This is a genomic window from Pseudomonas sp. R25(2017) (genome assembly GCF_002112565.1).
GTDB lineage: Bacteria > Pseudomonadota > Gammaproteobacteria > Pseudomonadales > Pseudomonadaceae > Aquipseudomonas > Aquipseudomonas ekonensis.
Map to the genome: position 1 here is coordinate 17,714 of NZ_NEHZ01000012.1, position 18,487 is coordinate 36,200.

General features: G+C 65.1%; 14 protein-coding genes. 11 read left to right on the forward strand and 3 right to left on the reverse strand.

Annotated features, from left to right (window positions below):
- Positions 1–21: 21 nt before the first annotated feature.
- Positions 22–924 (reverse strand): helix-turn-helix domain-containing protein, encoded by a 903-nt coding sequence (locus CAG31_RS16550; protein WP_085582999.1) that lies wholly within the window; start codon positions 922–924, stop codon positions 22–24.
- Positions 925–1,086: 162 nt separating this feature from the next.
- On the opposite strand from CAG31_RS16550, the gene CAG31_RS16555 reads away from it, so the two are divergent.
- From CAG31_RS16555 to CAG31_RS16575, 5 genes are all read left to right on the forward strand, one after another.
- Complete coding sequence (locus CAG31_RS16555; RefSeq protein ID WP_085583001.1) at positions 1,087–2,445, forward strand: glutamine synthetase family protein; 1,359 nt, start codon at positions 1,087–1,089, stop codon at positions 2,443–2,445.
- 377 nt (positions 2,446–2,822) lie between these two features.
- Entirely contained in the window at positions 2,823–3,911 is a 1,089-nt protein-coding gene (locus CAG31_RS16560; RefSeq protein WP_085583003.1) for a polyamine ABC transporter substrate-binding protein, read from the forward strand.
- Entirely contained in the window at positions 3,908–5,209 is a 1,302-nt protein-coding gene (locus CAG31_RS16565) for an FAD-binding oxidoreductase (RefSeq protein WP_085583005.1), read from the forward strand. The genes CAG31_RS16560 and CAG31_RS16565 overlap by 4 nt, the downstream gene beginning before the upstream one ends.
- A 105-nt stretch (positions 5,210–5,314) precedes the next feature.
- On the forward strand, positions 5,315–6,970 hold the full coding sequence (locus CAG31_RS16570; RefSeq protein ID WP_085583007.1) for an intermembrane transport protein PqiB: 1,656 nt from the start codon (positions 5,315–5,317) through the stop codon (positions 6,968–6,970).
- A gap of 16 nt (positions 6,971–6,986) precedes the next feature.
- A complete protein-coding gene (locus tag CAG31_RS16575; RefSeq protein ID WP_085583009.1) occupies positions 6,987–7,535 on the forward strand; it encodes a membrane integrity-associated transporter subunit PqiC in 549 nt (182 codons plus the stop codon).
- Here the strand turns inward: CAG31_RS16575 and CAG31_RS16580 are convergent.
- Positions 7,493–8,806 (reverse strand): HAMP domain-containing sensor histidine kinase, encoded by a 1,314-nt coding sequence (locus CAG31_RS16580; protein ID WP_085583011.1) that lies wholly within the window; start codon positions 8,804–8,806, stop codon positions 7,493–7,495. The two genes, CAG31_RS16575 and CAG31_RS16580, sit on opposite strands and share 43 nt — an antisense overlap.
- A gap of 397 nt (positions 8,807–9,203) precedes the next feature.
- Here CAG31_RS16580 and CAG31_RS16585 point away from each other — a divergent pair, with 397 nt between their 5' ends.
- The 6 genes from CAG31_RS16585 (at position 9,204) to CAG31_RS16610 (ending at position 17,224) form a co-directional block, all read left to right on the forward strand.
- Positions 9,204–9,815 carry a histidine phosphatase family protein gene (locus tag CAG31_RS16585; protein ID WP_085583013.1) on the forward strand — a complete coding sequence of 204 codons (612 nt, stop codon included), beginning with the start codon at positions 9,204–9,206 and terminating at the stop codon, positions 9,813–9,815.
- A gap of 281 nt (positions 9,816–10,096) precedes the next feature.
- Positions 10,097–11,818 carry a lipid IV(A) 4-amino-4-deoxy-L-arabinosyltransferase gene (arnT, locus tag CAG31_RS16590; protein ID WP_085583015.1) on the forward strand — a complete coding sequence of 574 codons (1,722 nt, stop codon included), beginning with the start codon at positions 10,097–10,099 and terminating at the stop codon, positions 11,816–11,818.
- Positions 11,815–13,350: a glycosyltransferase family 39 protein gene (locus CAG31_RS16595; RefSeq protein ID WP_085583017.1), complete on the forward strand. Its 1,536-nt coding sequence runs from the start codon at positions 11,815–11,817 to the stop codon at positions 13,348–13,350. Before arnT ends, CAG31_RS16595 begins: the two co-directional genes overlap by 4 nt.
- A gap of 209 nt (positions 13,351–13,559) precedes the next feature.
- Positions 13,560–14,573, forward strand: a complete 1,014-nt coding sequence (locus tag CAG31_RS16600; protein ID WP_085583019.1) for an iron ABC transporter substrate-binding protein — start codon at positions 13,560–13,562, stop codon at positions 14,571–14,573.
- Between the two features lie 3 nt (positions 14,574–14,576).
- Positions 14,577–16,172 (forward strand): iron ABC transporter permease, encoded by a 1,596-nt coding sequence (locus CAG31_RS16605; protein WP_085583287.1) that lies wholly within the window; start codon positions 14,577–14,579, stop codon positions 16,170–16,172.
- Complete coding sequence (locus tag CAG31_RS16610) at positions 16,169–17,224, forward strand: ABC transporter ATP-binding protein (protein ID WP_085583021.1); 1,056 nt, start codon at positions 16,169–16,171, stop codon at positions 17,222–17,224. Before CAG31_RS16605 ends, CAG31_RS16610 begins: the two co-directional genes overlap by 4 nt.
- A gap of 17 nt (positions 17,225–17,241) precedes the next feature.
- Here CAG31_RS16610 and xerC read toward each other — a convergent pair whose 3' ends face one another.
- The gene (xerC, locus tag CAG31_RS16615; RefSeq protein ID WP_085583023.1) at positions 17,242–18,132 is read right to left on the reverse strand and encodes a tyrosine recombinase XerC; all 891 of its coding nucleotides are present in this window, start codon (positions 18,130–18,132) and stop codon (positions 17,242–17,244) included.
- Between the last annotated feature and the right edge of the window lie 355 nt (positions 18,133–18,487).

Genomic DNA, 18,487 nt, shown 5'->3' on the forward strand with positions numbered 1-18,487 from the left:
CGTTGCGCGCCGTTGCGTCGCTCAGTTCCGCCGCTTCAGCGTCTCGCTGGGCAACTCCTTGAACAGGGCCCGGTAACTGCTGGAGAACCGCCCCAAATGCCAGAACGACCAATTCATCGCCACTTCGGCCACCGTGTTGGCCCCGCCGCTGCGGCCAAGCAGTTCGCGCCGGGCGCTGTTGAGCCGGCGCAGGCGCAGCCAGTGGGTCGGGGACATGCCGGTGTAGGCCTTGAACGCCTGCTGCAACTGACGCAGCGACACCCCGGCAACCTGTGAAAGCTCCAGCAGGTTGACGGTCTCTTCCGGCGAGTCCGCCGCCCATTCGCCCACGCGCTTCATGATCCTCCGCTCATCGGCCCTGCGCTGCTGGGCGCCGCGATCCAGGCACAGCCGGGCGTTGTCGAGGATGAACAGGCAGTCCTCCAGCAACTGGCGGGTCAGTGCGTCTTTAGTCGTCGGGTCGAAGGTCTGCGCGAGCCGGGTCAGGGTCGCGCTGAGCCAGCGGCTGAACAGCGCGTTCTGCCCGCCGTTGAGCGGCGCCATGAACAGCCCCTCCAGCCGGGCCACGTCCAGGCCGTGCTGGCGGACGAAGTCCGGGCCGAACACCACGGCGATTTCCTGGTAGTTCTCCGGAGTGATCCAGATGTTGCGGCTCTCTTCGTTGAGCAGGTACAGCGCGTTGTCGCTGCGGTCGAAACAGAACGCCAGCGCCCCTGGCGGCGCACTGAAGTTCTGCTCGACGCGGGTGTTCATCTGCTCTTCGTAGACCTCCACACCCTGAAGGTCCAGGTAGCGGATCCGCCCGGCGAAATGCCCTGGCGACATCTGTTGGTAATGCTGCACCCAACCCGGCGTGGCGCGGATCTGTTCGGTGACGTCGGCGGTGTCGAAGGCTTGGACCTGTATCGGGTTACACGTTGTCATGGGAGACCTTGCGCACTCTTTTGGTGCGCTTTGGTGCTGCTGAAAGTGGATAGATGGAACCGCAAGGCCCGCCCAAGATAGACGTCAACGCGCCACAGGGGAAGCCTGCGGCAGATGAAACCGTATTCCCGGCGCGTCAATAAAACCAACGACGAGGTCTTTATGAACGCCCCTTTCGATCAGCTGTTCACATGGCTGAAAGATCACAAGATTACCGAAGTGGAATGCGTGGTCAGCGACCTGACCGGCATCGCCCGCGGCAAGATCGCACCGACCAACAAGTTCCTGCATGAGCGAGGCATGCGCCTGCCGGAAAGTGTGCTGCTGCAAACGGTAACCGGGGATTTCGTCGACGACGACATCTACTACGACCTGCTCGACCCGGCCGACATCGACATGGTCTGCAAACCGGTGAGCGACGCGGTGTACGTGGTGCCTTGGGCCGTCGAGCCCACCGCCATCGTGATCCACGACACCTTCGACAAGTTCGGCAACCCGATCGAACTGTCGCCGCGCAACGTGCTCAAGAAGGTCCTGCAGCTGTACACCGACAAGGGCTGGAAGCCGATCGTGGCGCCGGAAATGGAGTTCTATCTGACCCAGCGCTGCGAAGACCCGGATCTGCCGCTCAAGGCGCCGCTGGGTCGCTCGGGCCGGGCCGAAAGCGGCCGCCAGTCGTTCTCCATCGACGCGGCCAACGAATTCGACCCGCTGTTCGAAGACGTCTACGACTGGTGCGAGCTGCAAGGCCTGGACCTGGACACGCTGATCCACGAAGACGGCCCGGCGCAGATGGAAATCAACTTCCGCCATGGCGACGCGCTGGACCTGGCCGACCAGATCACCGTCTTCAAGCGCACCCTGCGCGAGGCGGCGCTCAAGCACAACGTCACCGCCACCTTCATGGCCAAGCCGATCGGCGACGAACCCGGCAGCGCCATGCACCTGCACCAGAGCGTGGTGGACATCGCCACCGGCCAGCCGATCTTTGCCGATGCCGACGGCTCCATGAGCACGCTGTTCCGCCACCACATCGGCGGCCTGCAGAAGTACATCCCCAAGGTGCTGCCGATGTTCGCGCCGAACGTGAACTCGTTCCGCCGCTTCCTGCCGGACACCTCGGCGCCGGTCAACGTCGAATGGGGCGAAGAGAACCGCACCGTCGGGCTGCGGGTGCCGACCTCGGGGCCGGAATCGATGCGCGTGGAAAACCGCCTGCCGGGCGCAGACGCCAACCCGTACCTGGCCATCGCCGCCAGCCTGCTGTGCGGCTACATCGGCATGGTCGAAGGCGTCGAGCCGAGTGCTGCCGTGGAAGGCCGGGCCTATGAGCGGCGCAACCTGCGCCTGCCGATCACCATCGAAGAGGCCCTGACCCAGATGGAAGAGTGCGAGACCGTCGCTGGCTACCTGGGCGACAAGTTCGTACGCGGCTATGTGGCGGTCAAACGGGCCGAGCACGAGAACTTCAAACGGGTGATCAGCTCCTGGGAGCGGGAATTCCTGCTGCTGAGCGTCTGAATCCCTGTAGGAGCGAGCCTGCTCGCGAGAGGCCGGCACAGCCAACATCTTCGCCGGCTGACAGACCGCTATCGCTAGCAAGCTAGCTCCCACAGGAAACACAGCAACCCGAAACACCGCATTCCCCTGTGGGAGCGGGATAGGGCCGACACAGCCAACATCGTCGTCGGCTGACAGACCGCCATCGCCAGCAAGCTAGCCCCCACAGAAAACGCAGCAACCCGAAACACCGCATTCCCCTGTGGGAGCGGGCTTGCCCGCGATAGGGCCGGCACAGCCAACATCGTCGTCGGCTGACAGACCGCCATCGCCAGCAAGCTAGCTCCCACAGGAAACGCAGCAACCCAAAAATTCCAACAATGCCAAGAGGTGTCGCCATGCGTCCGTTGAAATCCATGATCCCCGCCGCCCTCGCGCTGCTGTGCAGCGCCGGGGCCCAGGCTCAACCCCAGGTCAGCGTCTACAACTGGACCGACTACATCGGCGAGACCACCCTCGCCGACTTCCAGGCCGGCAGCGGGATCAAGGTCATCTACGACGTCTTCGACTCCAACGAAACCCTGGAAGGCAAACTGCTCGCCGGCCGCACCGGCTATGACGTGGTGGTGCCCTCCAACCACTTCCTGGCCCGCCAGGTGAAGGCCGGCGCGTTCCTCAAGCTCGACCGCTCGCAATTGCCGAACTGGAAGAACCTCGACCCCAAACTGCTCGCCCTGCTGGAGAAGAACGACGCCGGCAACGAACACTCCGTGCCTTACCTGTGGGGCACCAACGGCATCGGCTACAACGTCGACAAGGTCAAGCAGGTGCTGGGCGTCGACCACATCGATTCCTGGGCCGTGCTGTTCGAACCGGAGAACCTGAAGAAACTCACCCAGTGCGGCGTGTCGATGATGGACTCGGCCGACGAAGTCTTTCCGGCCGTCCTCAACTACATGGGCCTGGATCCGCGCAGCGAAAGCCCGGACGACTACAAGAAGGCCGAAGAGAAGCTGCTGAGCATCCGCCCCTACATCACCTACTTCCACTCCTCCAAGTATGTGTCGGACCTGGCCAACGGCGACATCTGCGTGGCCTTCGGCTATTCCGGCGACGTGTTCCAGGCCGCCAACCGCGCCAAGGAAGCCAAGAACGGCGTGAACATCGCTTACGCGATCCCCAAGGAAGGCGCCAACCTGTGGTTCGACCTGCTGGCGATCCCCGCCGACGCCAGCAATCCGAAGGAAGCCCACGCCTTCATCAACTACCTGCTCGACCCGCAGGTGATCGCCAAGGTCAGCGCCTCGGTCGGCTACGCCAACCCCAACCCTGCGGCCAAGCCGTACATGGACGCCGAGCTGGTCAACAACCCCGAGGTCTACCCGCCCCAGGCGGTGCTCGACAAGCTCTACATCTCCTCTACCCCGCCCCAGTCGATCATGCGTCTGATGACCCGGTCCTGGAGCAAAGTGAAGTCGAACAAATGAATCAGTCCACCCAGGAACACACCCGCTCCTACTACGCCGCTTCCGCCCGCGCGGCCACGCCCTACCCGGTGCTGGACAGCGACCTGAGCGCCGACGTCTGCGTGATCGGCGGCGGCTTCACCGGCGTCAACACCGCCATCGAACTGGCGCAGCGCGGCCTCTCGGTGGTGCTGCTGGAGGGCCGGCGGATCGGCTGGGGCGCCAGCGGGCGCAACGGCGGGCAATTGATCCGCGGCATCGGCCATGACGTCGAAAGCTTCGCCCGCCATGTCGGCAGCGACGGCGTGCGCTACCTGCAACAGGCCGGGATCGACTCGGTGGAGCTGGTGCGCCGGCGCATCGCCGAGCACGGCATCGACTGCGACCTGCGCTGGGGCTTCTGCGAGCTGGCCAACACCGCCGCGCAGTTCGAGGCGTTCAAGGCCGAACAGGACAGCCTGGCGAAGTCCGGCTATGCCCATGAGACGCGGTTGGTGGCGCCGGAACAGATCCGCCGGCAGGTGGTGAACGCCGGCGTCTACCAGGGCGGCCTGATCGACATGGGCTCGGGTCACCTGCACCCGCTGGATCTGGTGCAGGGCGAAGCCCGGGTGGCCGCTGCGCTGGGGGTGCGGATCTTCGAGCAGAGCCAGGTGCAGGAGATCACCCACGGCGACACCGTACAGGTGCGCTGCACCCACGGCACCGTGCGTGCCGGCAGCCTGGTGCTGGGCTGCAACGCGCACCTGGACGAACTCGAACAGAAACTCAGCGGCAAGGTGCTGCCCGCCGGCAGCTACATCATCGCCACCGAGCCCCTGTCGCCGGCGCGCGCCGCCGAACTGATCCCGCAGAACCTGGCGCTGTGCGACCAGAAAGTCGGCCTCGACTACTACCGGCTCTCGGCGGACCGCCGCCTGCTGTTCGGTGGTGCCTGCCACTATTCCGGGCGGGATCCGGCGGACATTGCCGCGTACATGCGGCCGAAGATGCTCAAAGTGTTCCCGCAACTGGCGGACGTGCGCATCGATTACCAGTGGGGCGGCAAGATCGGCATCACCGCCAACCGCTTCCCGCAGGTGGGCCGTCTCCGGCAGCACCCGAACGTGTTCTACGCCCAGGGCTATTCCGGCCACGGCCTGAACGTCACCCACTGGTGCGCCAAACTGCTCGGCGAGGCGATCCACGCCGGCCACAGCCAAGGCATGGACGTGTTCAGCGGCGTGCCGCACATGACCTTCCCCGGCGGCCCGGCCCTGCGCTCGCCGCTGCTGGCGTTGGGCATGTTCTGGTACCGCCTGCGGGAAATCCTCGGCTGACGGCGGCGCCGGCCCGCATTTGCTCTCTCGCAAAGCACTTCTATATTGAGGAAGTGCTTTTGCGTTCCTGACGCTCATTGCCGAACACACCCCCGGAGGTCATGGATGGAGACGTCAGCCGCGAGCCCGCCGCCCGCACCCGGTCCCGCCCCGGTCAAGACCCGGCGCTTCAACGTGTCGCTGGTGTGGATCGTGCCGATCGTCGCGGTGCTGGTGGGCATTTCGCTGGTGGTGCACAACCTGATGCAGGAAGGCCCGACCATCACCGTCTCGTTCAAGACCGGCAGCGGCCTGACCGCCAACAAGACCGAAGTCAAATACCGCAACGTGGTGATCGGCCACGTGACCGACGTCGAGCTGAGCAACGACCAGAAAAGCGTCAACGCCACCCTCAAGCTGTCCAAGCAGGCCGAGACCTTCACCCGCAAGGACTCGCAGTTCTGGGTGGTGCGCCCGCGCATCGGCGCCGGCGGCGTGTCGGGCATCGACACGTTGCTCTCCGGCGACTACATCGGCGCCGACATCGGTCAGTCCGCCAGCCGCGCCAAGCGCTTCACCGGGCTTGAGAACCCGCCGCCGATCACCTACGGCGAACCGGGCAAGCGCTTCAACCTGCACACCCAGGACCTGGGCTCCCTGGATATCGGCTCGCCGGTCTACTACCGCAAGATCCCGGTGGGCCAGGTCGTCGCCTACGCGCTGGACGCCGACGGCAAAGGCGTGACCGTCGAAGTGTTCATCCATGCGCCCAACGATGCCTACGTCACCGAGAACACCCGTTTCTGGAACGCCAGCGGCCTGGACGTGAACGTCGGCGCCAACGGTTTCGCGGTCAAGACCGAATCGCTGTCCACCCTGCTGGTCGGCGGCGTCGCTTTCCGCGCACCGGAGTACAGCCCCAACGACGTGGCGGCCGAAGAACTCAAGACCTTCGACCTGTTCGACGACCAGCAGACCGCCCTCGCCCCGCCCAACGGCAAGCCGCAGTACCTGAGCCTGCGGTTCGACCAGGCGCTGCGCGGGCTCAAGGTCGATGCACCGGTGGAATTCCTCGGCATGGAAGTGGGCCGGGTGGTGAGCGTGAACCTGGATTTCGACGAGAAGAAACGCAGCTTCCCGGTCAACGTCGGCATCGTGATCTACCCGCAGCGCCTGGGCCAGGCCCACATCAAGATGCTCAAGGTGCTCAAGCACAATCCCGAAGACGAAGCCGCCGCCGTGCGGCTGATCGGCACCTTCGTCGAGAACGGCCTGCGTGCCCAGGCCCGCAGCGGCAACCTGCTCACCGGCCAGTTGTACATCGCCCTGGACTTCTATCCGAAGGCCGAAAAGGTTGCGTTCGACCCAACCCTGCGCCCCGTCATGATCCCGACCCTCCCCGGCAGCCTCGAACAGCTGCAGGAAAAGCTTGAAGCCGTGATCGACAAGCTCAACAAGCTGCCGGTGGAACGGATCGCCGGCAACCTGGACAGCAACCTGGTGGAACTGCGCAAAGGCCTGACCCAGTTCAACGCCAAGACCTTGCCAGGCGTGCAGAACACCCTGTCCGACGTGAGCAAGACCTTGCAGTCGGCCAACTCGACCCTGGCCGAAGACTCGCCGCAGCGCGAACAGCTGACCCGCACGCTGGATGAACTCGGCCGCATGTCGCGTTCGCTGCGCGAACTCTCGGATTACCTGGGCCGGCACCCGGAATCCTTGATCCGCGGACGTCCCGACAACGCCGCGCCGCTGGACCTGAAAGGCCCGCCGCGCAACTGAGCACAGGAGCTGTCCCATGGCCTCACCGCTGAAAACCGCCGTGCTCGCCGCATGCCTGCTGCTCGGCGCCTGCCGCAGCGACCCGATCAGCTTCCATACCCTGACCCCGGCGCAACCGGCCGCCGGCCGCGCCGGCCCGGACATCGCCCTGGAAGGCATCAGCGTGCCGCCGCAGGTGGATCGGCCGCAGATCGTCATCCGCCAGGGCAACAGCGGCCTGGCGATCCTGGAGACCGAATGGTGGGCGGCGAGCCTGGCCGATGAATTGCGTAGCACCCTGACGGATCAGTTGGGCAATGCCGGCAGCCCGCGCAAGGCGTCGGTGCTGATCGAGGTGCAGCGCTTCGATTCGGTGCCCGGCCAGTACGGGCTTATCGACGTCAAATGGCAGCTGCGGGCAGCGGGCGGCGACGGTGCGCGGCTGGCCTGCCGTTCGACCTTGCGCACGCCGTCCGGGCCTTCGATCGACGAGTTGGTGAGCGCCCAGCAAAACAACGTCAAACGCCTGGCCGCGCTGATCATTCAGGCCGCGGGCGGCAATCGCGGTTGCCCGACGGCCTCCTGAGCCGGCGGGGTCAGTTCCACCGCGAAACGGCAACCGTTGGGCTCACGGGTGGTGAGTTCCACCGTCCAGCGCTGCCGGGTGCAGATCCGCTGCACCAGCGACAGCCCCAGACCGAGCCCTTCGCCGCGACGCTCGTCGCCGCGCACGAACGGCTGGAACATCGCCGGGCGCTGCTCCTCGGGGATGCCGATGCCGCTGTCCTCCACCACAAAACCGCTTTGCGTCAGCGTGAGGCGCACGTAGCCCTTATCCGTGTAGTGCCAGGCATTGCGCAGCAGGTTGCCCATCACCGATTGCAGAAACGTCAGGTTGTAGCTCTGCGAATGGGTCGGGTTCGTGTCGTAGAAGAACTCGAGGCCCTTTTCCCGGATCAACCGGCCCCAGATTTCCGCCTGGGCGTCCGCCACCTGCCTGAGCGTGGCGCAGATGTCGTTGCCGGTGTCGTCCTGGGCACGGGCCAGCATCAGGAAAGTATCCACCAGTTGGCGCATCTCATGGCTGGCCCTGGCGATGCGGTTCACTTGCGCCGAGGAGCGCGGGTCAAGCGACGGGTTGGCGAGCAGCAGTTCGCAGGAGCCGGACAGCACCATCAGCGGCGTGCGCAGTTCGTGGCTGACGTCGGCGGTGAACAGCTTTTCCCGGCTCAGGGTCTCGCGCAGGCGCCCCAGCGTCTGGTCGAACGACAGCGCCAGCTCGCCCACTTCATCGGCCGCGTAGTCCGGGTGCAGCGGCGGCGCCAGCTCCAGCAACTGATCGCGGTGCCGCACCTGCCGCGCCAGGCGGATCACCGGCGCCATCACCCTGCGCGCCAGCAGACGCCCCAGCACCAACGCCAGCAGTACGCTGAGCAGAAACCCGACGGTCACCACGACGAACAGCAAGTGCTCGCGCTTCTCCAGGCTTTCCTGGTCGCGCAGCAGCACGTACTTGCGCCCGCCGACCAGCTCCACCATGGCAAAGAACGCATCGTCGCCGAACGTCACCTCCTGAAAGCCCGGCGGCAATGCCGCCAGCGTCGGGGTGAGCGCCAACGGCCCTGGTCCCCCCTCGAAGTAAAACAGTTCATCTTTTTCCGGGCGATGGTTCCACCGGCTGATGTCATCCATCGACAACAACCGGCGTAATCCGCCGCTCAGGGCAGTGCTCGTCAGCTTGTGCTCCACCACATGGACGGTGGCCACGATGCCCACGGCAAACACGCCCGCGACGACGGCGCTCATCAGAGCAAACACGATGACGATGCGCTTGCTCAGGCTTTGCTTGAGATCCATTCGGTTCGGTGACTCCAGGGCTTCAGCAGGCGCGTTCCGGGCTGCACGGCATGGGGGAGACAAACCGTCGCCCCTGACGGAGTTGAAAAAATACAACTTCAGCGCAGCCGTCAATATTTGTAAGCCAGAAGCCCAAACAAAATTCGGATTTGAGTTTATTTATCAATTACCGGATTAGTTGCGGATCTACGGCTCTGGCATTTTTTTCACATGTTCTTCACCGCGCCCCAACGAGCAGCTGCGTAGTGTTCAGCTACCGTTCATGTTCCCCGCGATCAAAGTTGATTAAATAGTTGGCACTCCCCGTGCCTGACTTATACAGAAAGTTCTAAGGGGTCGAGCCTTGGGAGAGTCCGTGCAATTCATTTCCGCCAATAAGAAAGGGCGCTTGAAACATATGCGCATACTGGTGCTATTGGCCTGGCTCCTGCCGCTGGCCGCGCTGGTCAGCGGGTTTGTCTGGTGGCCGCGCACGCCGACCTATCTGGGCAACGCGGGGCCTGCCGAAACCAGCCGGTTGGTCATGGCCTGGAAGGCTGGCGAGGTGGTTGCGCTGGTGCGTCATACCGAACGCTGCGACCGCTCCGAGAACCTTTGCCTGGGGCCGGCCGACGGCATCACGCAGGTGGGCAGCGCGGCGGCGACCACCGTCGGGCAAGGCTTCACTCACCTGGGCATGGATCAGGCCCAAGTGCTGAGCAGCCCGATGACACGCACCGCGCAGACCGCGCACTTCATGTTCGGCCACGATGCCGCCACCCAGGAATGGCTGGCCACCTGCGGCCCCACGCTGCGCAATGACGTGGTGGCGCACAAGGTTGCGCAACATAACCTGGTGCTGGTGACCCACAGCGGCTGCATCAGCGATTTCGAGAAGCAGACCGGGTTCCCCCACGCGGCCACCGCAGAATATGGCAGCGCACTGTTCGTACGCATCGGCGGCAAGGGGCAGCTTGAAGTAATGGGCATCGTCAACGCCGACACTTGGTCGCAACTTTCCCTGAAGTAAGGCCACAACGGAAACAGTGACGTTATTTGTCAGCCTAACCACAGCGCTTTCATTGTTTTGTAAAGAAAGATGTATTACGGGCCGCCAAACTGGACATCCGTCCCATTTAGGCTTGTCTTAATCGCGAGCGCGCCTGCCTGGAGGTTGGGACGCACTCTGAATACAGGAAACATCCGTAGCCCGATCACGCGCCTGCATTCATTCAACCCGATGGCCCACCGACGCAGGAACATGTCGGCAGGACCGTTGAACCCTGCACTCCGCCCCACCAAGGCTTTGTCATGACGTCCCAAAACAATCCGCTGCGCCACGCTGCCCGCCCTATCCCCCTGAACCGCCCCGACGCCTCCTTCGAACGCTGGGCCATCCTCGGCCTGGTCCTGGCGTTCGCCGTGTTCTACCTGCTGCCGTTGATGAACCACGGCCTGTGGATCCCGGACGAGACCCGCTACGGCCAGATCAGCCAGGAAATGCTCCAGAGCGGCAACTGGGTCGCTCCGCACTTCATGGGCATCCGCTACTTCGAGAAGCCCGCCGGCGGCTACTGGCTGATCGCGATCGGTCAGGCGATCTTCGGCGAGAACCTGTTCGGCGTGCGCATCGCCTCGGCCCTGAGCACCGGAGTCAGCGTCTGGCTGGCCTACCTGCTGGCCCGCCGCCTGTGGAACTCGCCGCGCATCAGCGCCGCCTGCGCCCTGCTCTACATGAGCTTCGGCCTGATCGCCGGTCAGGCCGGGTACGCCAACCTCGACCCGCAGTTCACCCTGTGGGTCAACCTGAGCCTGGTGGCGGTGTGGTTCGCCCTCGACAGCCAGACGCCAAGGGGCCGATTGGGCGGCTGGGCACTGTTGGGGCTGGCCTGCGGCATGGGCTTCCTGACCAAGGGTTTCCTGGCCCTGATGCTGCCGGTGCTGATCGTGCTGCCTTACATGGTCTGGCAGCGCCGCTTCGGCGAACTGCTGCGCTACGGCCCGTTGGCCGTGCTGGTGGCGGCGCTGGTCAGCCTGCCGTGGGTGATTGCTGTCCATTATCGGGAACCGGACTTCTGGCGTTTCTTCTTCTGGCACGAGCACATCCGCCGTTTCGCCGCCGGCGACGCGGCGCAGCATGCCCGCCCGTGGTGGTTCTACCTGCCGCTGCTGTTCGCCTCCACCCTGCCATGGGCGGTGCTGCTGCCATCGACGCTGATGCGCACGTGGCGGGAACGGCGCGAACCGAAAACCGCGTTCCTTGCCCTGTGGTTCCTCCTGCCGCTGGCCTTCTTCAGCCTCAGCAGCGGCAAGCTGCCGACCTACATCATGCCGTGCCTGCTGCCGCTGGCCCTGCTGATGGGGCACACCGTGGTGACCTGGCTGGACAACCGCAGCAGCCGCGTACTGCGCCTGAACGGCATCATCAACACCGTGCTGGCCAGCGTGGCGCTGGTGGCCCTGCTCTACCTGCAGAGCAAGCGCGAACTCTACGAAAACACCGAGATGTTCAGCCTGTCGCTGGCCTACATCGTGCTGATCGGCTGGATCATCGCCAATGCCCTGCAAACCCTGCGGCCGTTGACGCTGTGGGTGATGCCGGCGCTGGGCATCGGCCTGCTGGTGGCGCTGCTGCCGGCGGCGATGCCGGCGCGGATCGTCGACAGCAAGATGCCCGACCAATTCATCGCCGAGCACCAGCAGGCGCTGGGCGAAACCGCTTCGCTGTTGAGCAACGACCTGGGCGCGGCCTCGGCCCTGTCATGGCGGCTGAACCGCCCGCAGGTGGATCTGTTCAACACCGTGGGCGAACTGAAGTACGGTCTCGATGACCCGGCGATGGCCAACCGCAAGGTCAGCCTCGACAGCGTCGGCCAGTGGATGACCGATGCACGCAAGAAAGGCTCGGTGGGTGTGGTGATGCGCGTCAACAGCACCCAGGAAGAGGAAGAAGTCGAACTGCTGCCGGTGGACGGCCAGCACTTCCGGCGCGGCAACCTGCACATCTTCATCTTTCCCCAGAGCCAGCCATGACCGTAAGCAATGATCGGCGCGACGACCGTCGCGCCCTGTGGCTGCTGCTGGGCGCCACCGCCCTGATGCTGATGCTGGGCCTGGGCGGCCGCGAACTCTGGGGCGCCGAAACCCGCTGGGCCAACATCGCATTGCAGATGCTGCAGAGCGGCGACTACTTCGACCCGTACCTCAAGGGCGGCGCCTATTACGACAAGCCGCTGCTCTCCTACTGGCTGATCACCGCCAGCAGCTGGCTGACCGGCGGCCTGGGCCACTGGTCGCTGCGCCTGTCGTCGGTGGTGGCGGCGTGGCTCAGCGTGTGGCTGGTCTACCTGCTGGGCGAACGCCTGTTCCGTAAGGGCACCGGGTTGATCGCCGGGTGGATGCTGGCGACCACGTTCTACTTCGTGTTCTGGGCCCGGGTCGCCACCGCCGACATCCTCACCGTGTGCGGTGTGCTGGCGGCGGTCTGGTGGTACTGGCGCGGGCCGGACGACACCCGTTTCTCGCGCTACGTGGTGTTTTGCCTGCTGCTGGCCCTGACCTCACTGTTCAAGGGGCTGATCGGCTTCATCCTGCCGGGGCTGGTGCTGCTGCCGCACCTGCTGGAGGACGGCCGCTGGAAACGTCACCTCAACCTGCGCCTGGGCGCGGCGCTGCTGGTGGCCGGGGCGTTCTACATGACGCCGTTTCTGCTCTCGCACCTGTACGGCGCGCCGAACTACGGCGAAAGCGGCCTGGGCCTGGTGCTGCGGGAAAACGTGGTGCGCTTCTTCCAGCCGTTCGACAACATCGGGCCGATCTGGACCTATCTGGTCTACCTGCCGGTCTACACCCTGCCGTGGGCGCCGTGCTGGATCATTGCGCTGTGGGTGGCGATGCGTCATTGGCGGCACATCGAGCCGGACACCCGCCGGCTGATCCAGGGCCTGGGCCTGTTGCTGCTGTTCTTCACCGCCAGCGGCAGCCGGCGCAGCTACTACGTGCTGCCACTGGTGCCGTTCGCGCAGTTGCTCGGCGCCTGGTGGATCACCCGGCGCATGGCGGCGCGTGAAGCCCAAGGGCGGTTCGGCGGCAATCGCCTCAAGGCAGGGTTCGCCGCCGCCACGGTGCTGACGCTCGGCGTGCTGGGCGTCCTCTACCCGTGGACCAACAGTGGCGGCGGCGTGATCCGCTTCGGCGAAACCGTACGCCAGCAAGCCAGCCTGCAAGCACCGCTCAAACAGTGGGAAATGGTGATGGTCGAGGTGGACAACAAAGTGCCGATGTACCTGCAGACCGGCGGCGCCCCCTTCTACTACGTGCAGGAAACCCAGGACTTCCCTCGCGCCGGCGACACCGCCGCGTTGATGGCCTGGCTTGAACGCACCAGCGGCCGCCACTGGGATCCGCAGCGCACGATCATCGTCGCGCAGTACCGCCCCGGCGACCCGGTGCCCCTGGATTACCTGGGCGCGGACCACCAGGTCGTCACCACCACCCCCACCCGCGGCGAACAGGTGTTCCATGTCCGCCAGGACCAGAGCGTGGCCTACATCCCCCGCAACTGACCGACAGCGCTTCTGTGTGACGCACGGCAACCCTGCAAAGGCCGAGTGACTGCTAACCTGAATGGCAATGACATGTATTAACGGTTTGTTTGACGTTTTTTTCTCATTTGCCTCTCTACATTGCCAGCCATCCGACATTTGCAACTCATTCGCATTGCTAGGCACGCGACGGGTTGCCGATCACGTCTCACCACAGGAGCTGTCCCGTCATGCGTCCACGCGTCCCGTCCTTCCTGAAACTCGCTGCGCTCACTGCCGCACTGTTGGGTGCCGGCCATGCCGTTGCCGCTGACTCGGTCGGCATCGTGGTGTACAACGCCCAGCACGAAACCCTGACCAAGGCCTGGGTCGCGGGCTTCACCGAAGAGACCGGCATCCCGGTGACCCTACGCAACGGCGACGACACCGAGATGGGCAACCAACTGGTGCAGGAAGGCAAGGCCTCTCCGGCGGACGTGTTCCTCACCGAGAACTCCCCGGCCATGGTGCTGGTGGACAACGCCAAGCTGTTCGCGCCTGTGGCCCCGGCCACGCTGGAGCAAGTGGACGCCGCCTACCGCCCGGCCCATGGTCAGTGGGTCGGCATCGCGGCCCGCTCCACCGTGTTCGTCTACAACCCGGCCAAACTGGCGGAAAAGGACTTGCCCAAATCCCTGATGGACCTGGCGGATCCGGCCTGGAAAGGCCGCTGGGCCGCCTCACCGGCCGGCGCGGACTTTCAGGCCATCGTCGCCGCCGTCCTGCAGCAGAAAGGCGAAGCCGCCACGCTGGATTGGCTCAAGGCCATGAAAACCAACGCCACCGCCTACCGCGGCAACAGCGCGGTGCTCAAGGCCGTGAACGCCGGTCAGATCGACAGCGGCGTCATCTACCACTATTACAGCTTCGTCGATCAGTCCAAGACCGGCGAGAACAGCAAGAACACCGCCCTGCACTACTTCCGGCATCAGGATCCGGGCGCCTTCGTGAGCATTTCCGGCGGCGGCGTGTTGGCGTCCAGCAAACACCAGGAGGAAGCCCAGAAGTTCCTCGAGTACATCACCGGCAAACAGGGCCAGGAGGTGCTGCGCACCGGCAAGTCGTATGAGTACGCCGTGGGCAAGGACGCCGGTTCCAACCCCAAACTGGTGCCGTTGAAGGATCTGGGCGCGCCGAAAGTCGATGCGTCGAAGCTCGACAGCAAGAAAGCCGTCGAACTGATGACCCAGGCCGGACTGTTGTAATTGATGCATGAATCTCTGCCGGCGGGAGTCGCTGCGGCGCCTTCCGTCAACCTGTCGCGTCAGTCCCGGGCCTTCAATGGGCGCGGGAGCTCGTGGGTGGTCGTGCTGGCCGTGGCGGTGTCGCTGTTGTCGCTGCTGCCGATCGGGTTTGTGATCGGCGTGTCGTGGTACACCGGCTGGGCGACCATCGAAGCGCTGGTGTTCCGCCCGCGCGTGGCCGAGCTTCTGGTCAACACCGTGCTGCTGGTGCTGATCACCTTGCCCGTGTGCATCGTGCTCGGTACGGCGCTGGCCTGGCTCACCGAGCGCACGGACCTGCCGGGCCGGCGGATCTGGTCGCTGCTGGCGGTCGCGCCGCTGGCGGTGCCGGCCTTCGTGCACAGTTACGCCTGGGTCAGCCTGGTGCCGTCGATCCACGGGTTGCCGGCCGGTGTGCTGGTGTCCGTGATCGCCTATTTCCCGTTCCTCTATTTGCCGATCGCCGCGACGCTGCGGCGCCTGGATCCGGCCATCGAAGACGTGGCCGAGTCCCTGGGCCTGAAGCCCCGGGCGGTGTTCTTCCGGGTGGTGCTGCCGCAACTGCGCCTGGCCATCTGCGGCGGCGCGCTACTGGTGGGCCTGCATCTGCTGGCCGAATACGGCCTGTACGCGATGATCCGCTTCGACACGTTCACCACGGCGATCTTCGACCAGTTCAAGTCCACCTTCAACGGCCCGGCCGCCAACATGCTGGCCGGGGTGTTGGCGCTGTGCTGCCTGGCGATGCTCACCGCCGAGTCCGCCGCCCGGGGCCAGGCTCGCTATGCGCGGGTCGGCTCCGGCAGCGCCCGCGAGCAGCGCACCGTGCGCCTGCGCCCGGCCACGGCCGCCTTGGGCCTGATCCTGCAAACGGTGACGTGCCTGCTGGCCCTGGGCGTGCCGCTGCTCACGCTCGGCCGCTGGCTGATCGCCGGCGGCGCCGAGGTCTGGCAAGGCGACGAGCTGCTGCCGGCCCTGCTCCAGACCCTGTCGTTCGGCGTCACCGGCGCGCTGCTGACCAGCCTCGCGGCGATCCCCATCGCCTGGCTGTCGATCCGTGCCCCCGGCAAGCTGCAGCGCCTGCTCGAAGGCTGCAACTACATCACCAGCGCATTGCCGGGGATCGTCGTGGCCCTGGCCCTGGTCACCGTGACGATCCATTTCGCCCGGCCGATCTACCAGACCACCCTCACCGTGCTGCTGGCGTACCTGCTGATGTTCCTGCCCCGGGCGCTGGTCAGCCTGCGCGCCGGTTTCGCCCAAGCGCCGGTGGAGCTGGAGAACATCGCCCAGAGCCTGGGGCGTTCGCCGCTGCGGGCCTTGTGGCTGATCACCCTGCGCCTGGCGGCGCCCGGTGCGGCGGCGGGCGCGGCGCTGGTGTTCCTGGCGATCACCAACGAACTCACCGCCACCTTGCTGCTCGCGCCCAACGGCACGCGCACCCTGGCCACCGGTTTCTGGGCCATGACCAGCGAAATCGACTACGCCGCCGCTGCGCCCTACGCGCTGCTGATGGTGATCCTGTCGCTGCCGCTGACGGCCATCCTCTACCACCAATCCAGGCGCAGTGCCGGTCGATGAACGCTCTCGAACTCAAATCCCTTTGCAAGACCTTCGGCGCACAGACGGCGCTGGACGACGTCAGCCTGTCGGTGCCCGCCGGCAGCCGCACGGTGATCGTCGGCCCGTCCGGCTCGGGCAAGACCACGTTGCTGCGCATGATCGCCGGCTTCGAATTCCCCGACGCCGGCAGCCTCACGCTCAACGGCCAGACGCTGGCGGACAGCACCCATGCCGTGCCCGCCTACCAGCGCCAGATCGGCTATGTGCCGCAGGACGGCGCGCTGTTCCCGCACATGACAGTGGCCGCCAACATCGGCTTCGGCCTGGCGGAGACCGGCACCGCCCGTTCCGAACGGATCGCCGAACTGATGGACAGCGTCGCGCTCGACGCGGGCATGGCCACGCGCTGGCCCCATGAGCTGTCCGGCGGCCAGCAGCAGCGGGTGTCGCTGGCCCGGGCGCTGGCCCAGCAACCGCGGCTGATGCTACTGGACGAACCGTTTTCCGCCCTCGACACCGGCCTGCGCGGCGCCATGCGCAAGATGGTCGCGCGCCTGTTGGAAGCGACCGGCGTGACCACCATCCTGGTCACCCACGATCAGAGCGAGGCGCTGTCGTTCGCCGATCAGTTGGCGGTCATGCGCGGCGGACGTCTGGTGCAGTCCGGTCACCCGATGGATCTTTACCGCTACCCGGACGACGAGCAGACCGCCCGTTTTCTCGGCGAGGCGGTGGTGATGCCCGCGCGGATCGAGGCCGGTTGGGCCGATTGCGACCTGGGCCGGGTGCCGGTCAACAGCAACGGCTTCTGCGGCGATGCGCAGATCATGCTGCGCCCCGAACAGCTGCTGCTGTCTGACACGGTCGATGCGCAGGGCTGCAACGCCGTGGTCACCGAGCGGGACTTCGGCGGCAACACCTGCACCCTGACCGTGGAGCTGCGCCCGCCGGCGGCCATGGACAGCGGGCGCTCATTGCTGGTGCGCAGCACGGGCATGCACGCGCCGTCAGCCGGCAGCGCCGTGCAACTGTCGGTGCTGGGGGCGGCCCACGTCTTCGACGCGCAGTGACCGGAGGTCGAGCGTGATCAGAGATCGAAGCGGTCCACGGCCCGCCGTCGCTCGTTGTCGTCGCGCACGTCGTAGTTGGCGGTGGTCTGGATGTTGCTGTGGTGGGCCAGCTTCTGCGCGATCGACAGGTCGTGCTCCTCGATCACCCGGGTGATGAACGAGCGGCGGAAATCGTGGGGCATGATCTTCACCCCGACCTGGGTGCCGCGCTGGCGGGCGATGTAGTAGATCGCGTGCTTGGTGATGCGCTCGCGGGTGATGTGGCTGCCGCGTCGGATGCGGTTGAACAGGAACGCATCGTCGCGCTCGCCTTCCTTGAGCTGAGAACGGCGCAGTTCGAGCCAGGCGTCGAGCTTGGCGAATGCCCAGGCCGGCGCGTACTTGATCAGTTGCTTGTTGCCCTTGCCGGTGACGCACAGGCTGCGCTCGCCGAAGTCCACCTGGTGCAGATCCAGGTCCACCGACTCCGACTTGCGCATGCCGGTGCCGTACAGCAAGGCGATGATCGCCGCGTCGCGCAGCCCCTGCGGACGCGGGTCGGCGGCGCAGACTTCCATCAGTTCGTGGATCAGGGTGCGTTTCAGATTGCGCCCCTGGGACAGCCGTGTGCCGGCGATGCCTTTGACCGAACGCATCTTCAACAGATGTTCATGACTGATCAGGCTCATGCGCCAGGCTTCGTTCATGACGCCGCGAACGGCATTCACATACAGCGAAGAAGTGTTCGGCGCGTAGTTGTCGGCGCGCAATGCGGCGACCAGCGCAACAACATCTTCCGGTTGCAGCGCGTGCCAGGGAATGTCTTCGACGTTGACGTCTTCAAACCCCAGACGGTCGGCGGCGTCTTGCAGCACATAACGCATGGTGAGTTGGCTGGAGGGCGCCAGACGCGCCAGATACAGGGACATCGGGCTGGTTGCGGAATCTTTCGAAGGTGCAGCGGGTAAGTCGATCAAACGATAGGCCTTGAATAAAAACGGTTCAGTACTGCAACTAACAACTGTAATGAGACTGATCTAAATAGCGTTTTTCCGTAGGACTTTTCGACAAAAAAACGCGATAAACGGTAGAAGTCTGAACACTGGCTGTATGACTTTGAGATAAACGATTCGCCGACCGGTTTTTCATATTCCTTTCACAAAATCGAGCATAACCTTAAGTTCGATTGATCCTCAGCCGGCACCGACCAACCTGCCGGGCAACGCCTGAAAAGTCAACCAAACCCCGACGTCATGTTGTTTTGGCAACTCCTTGATGCGAAGA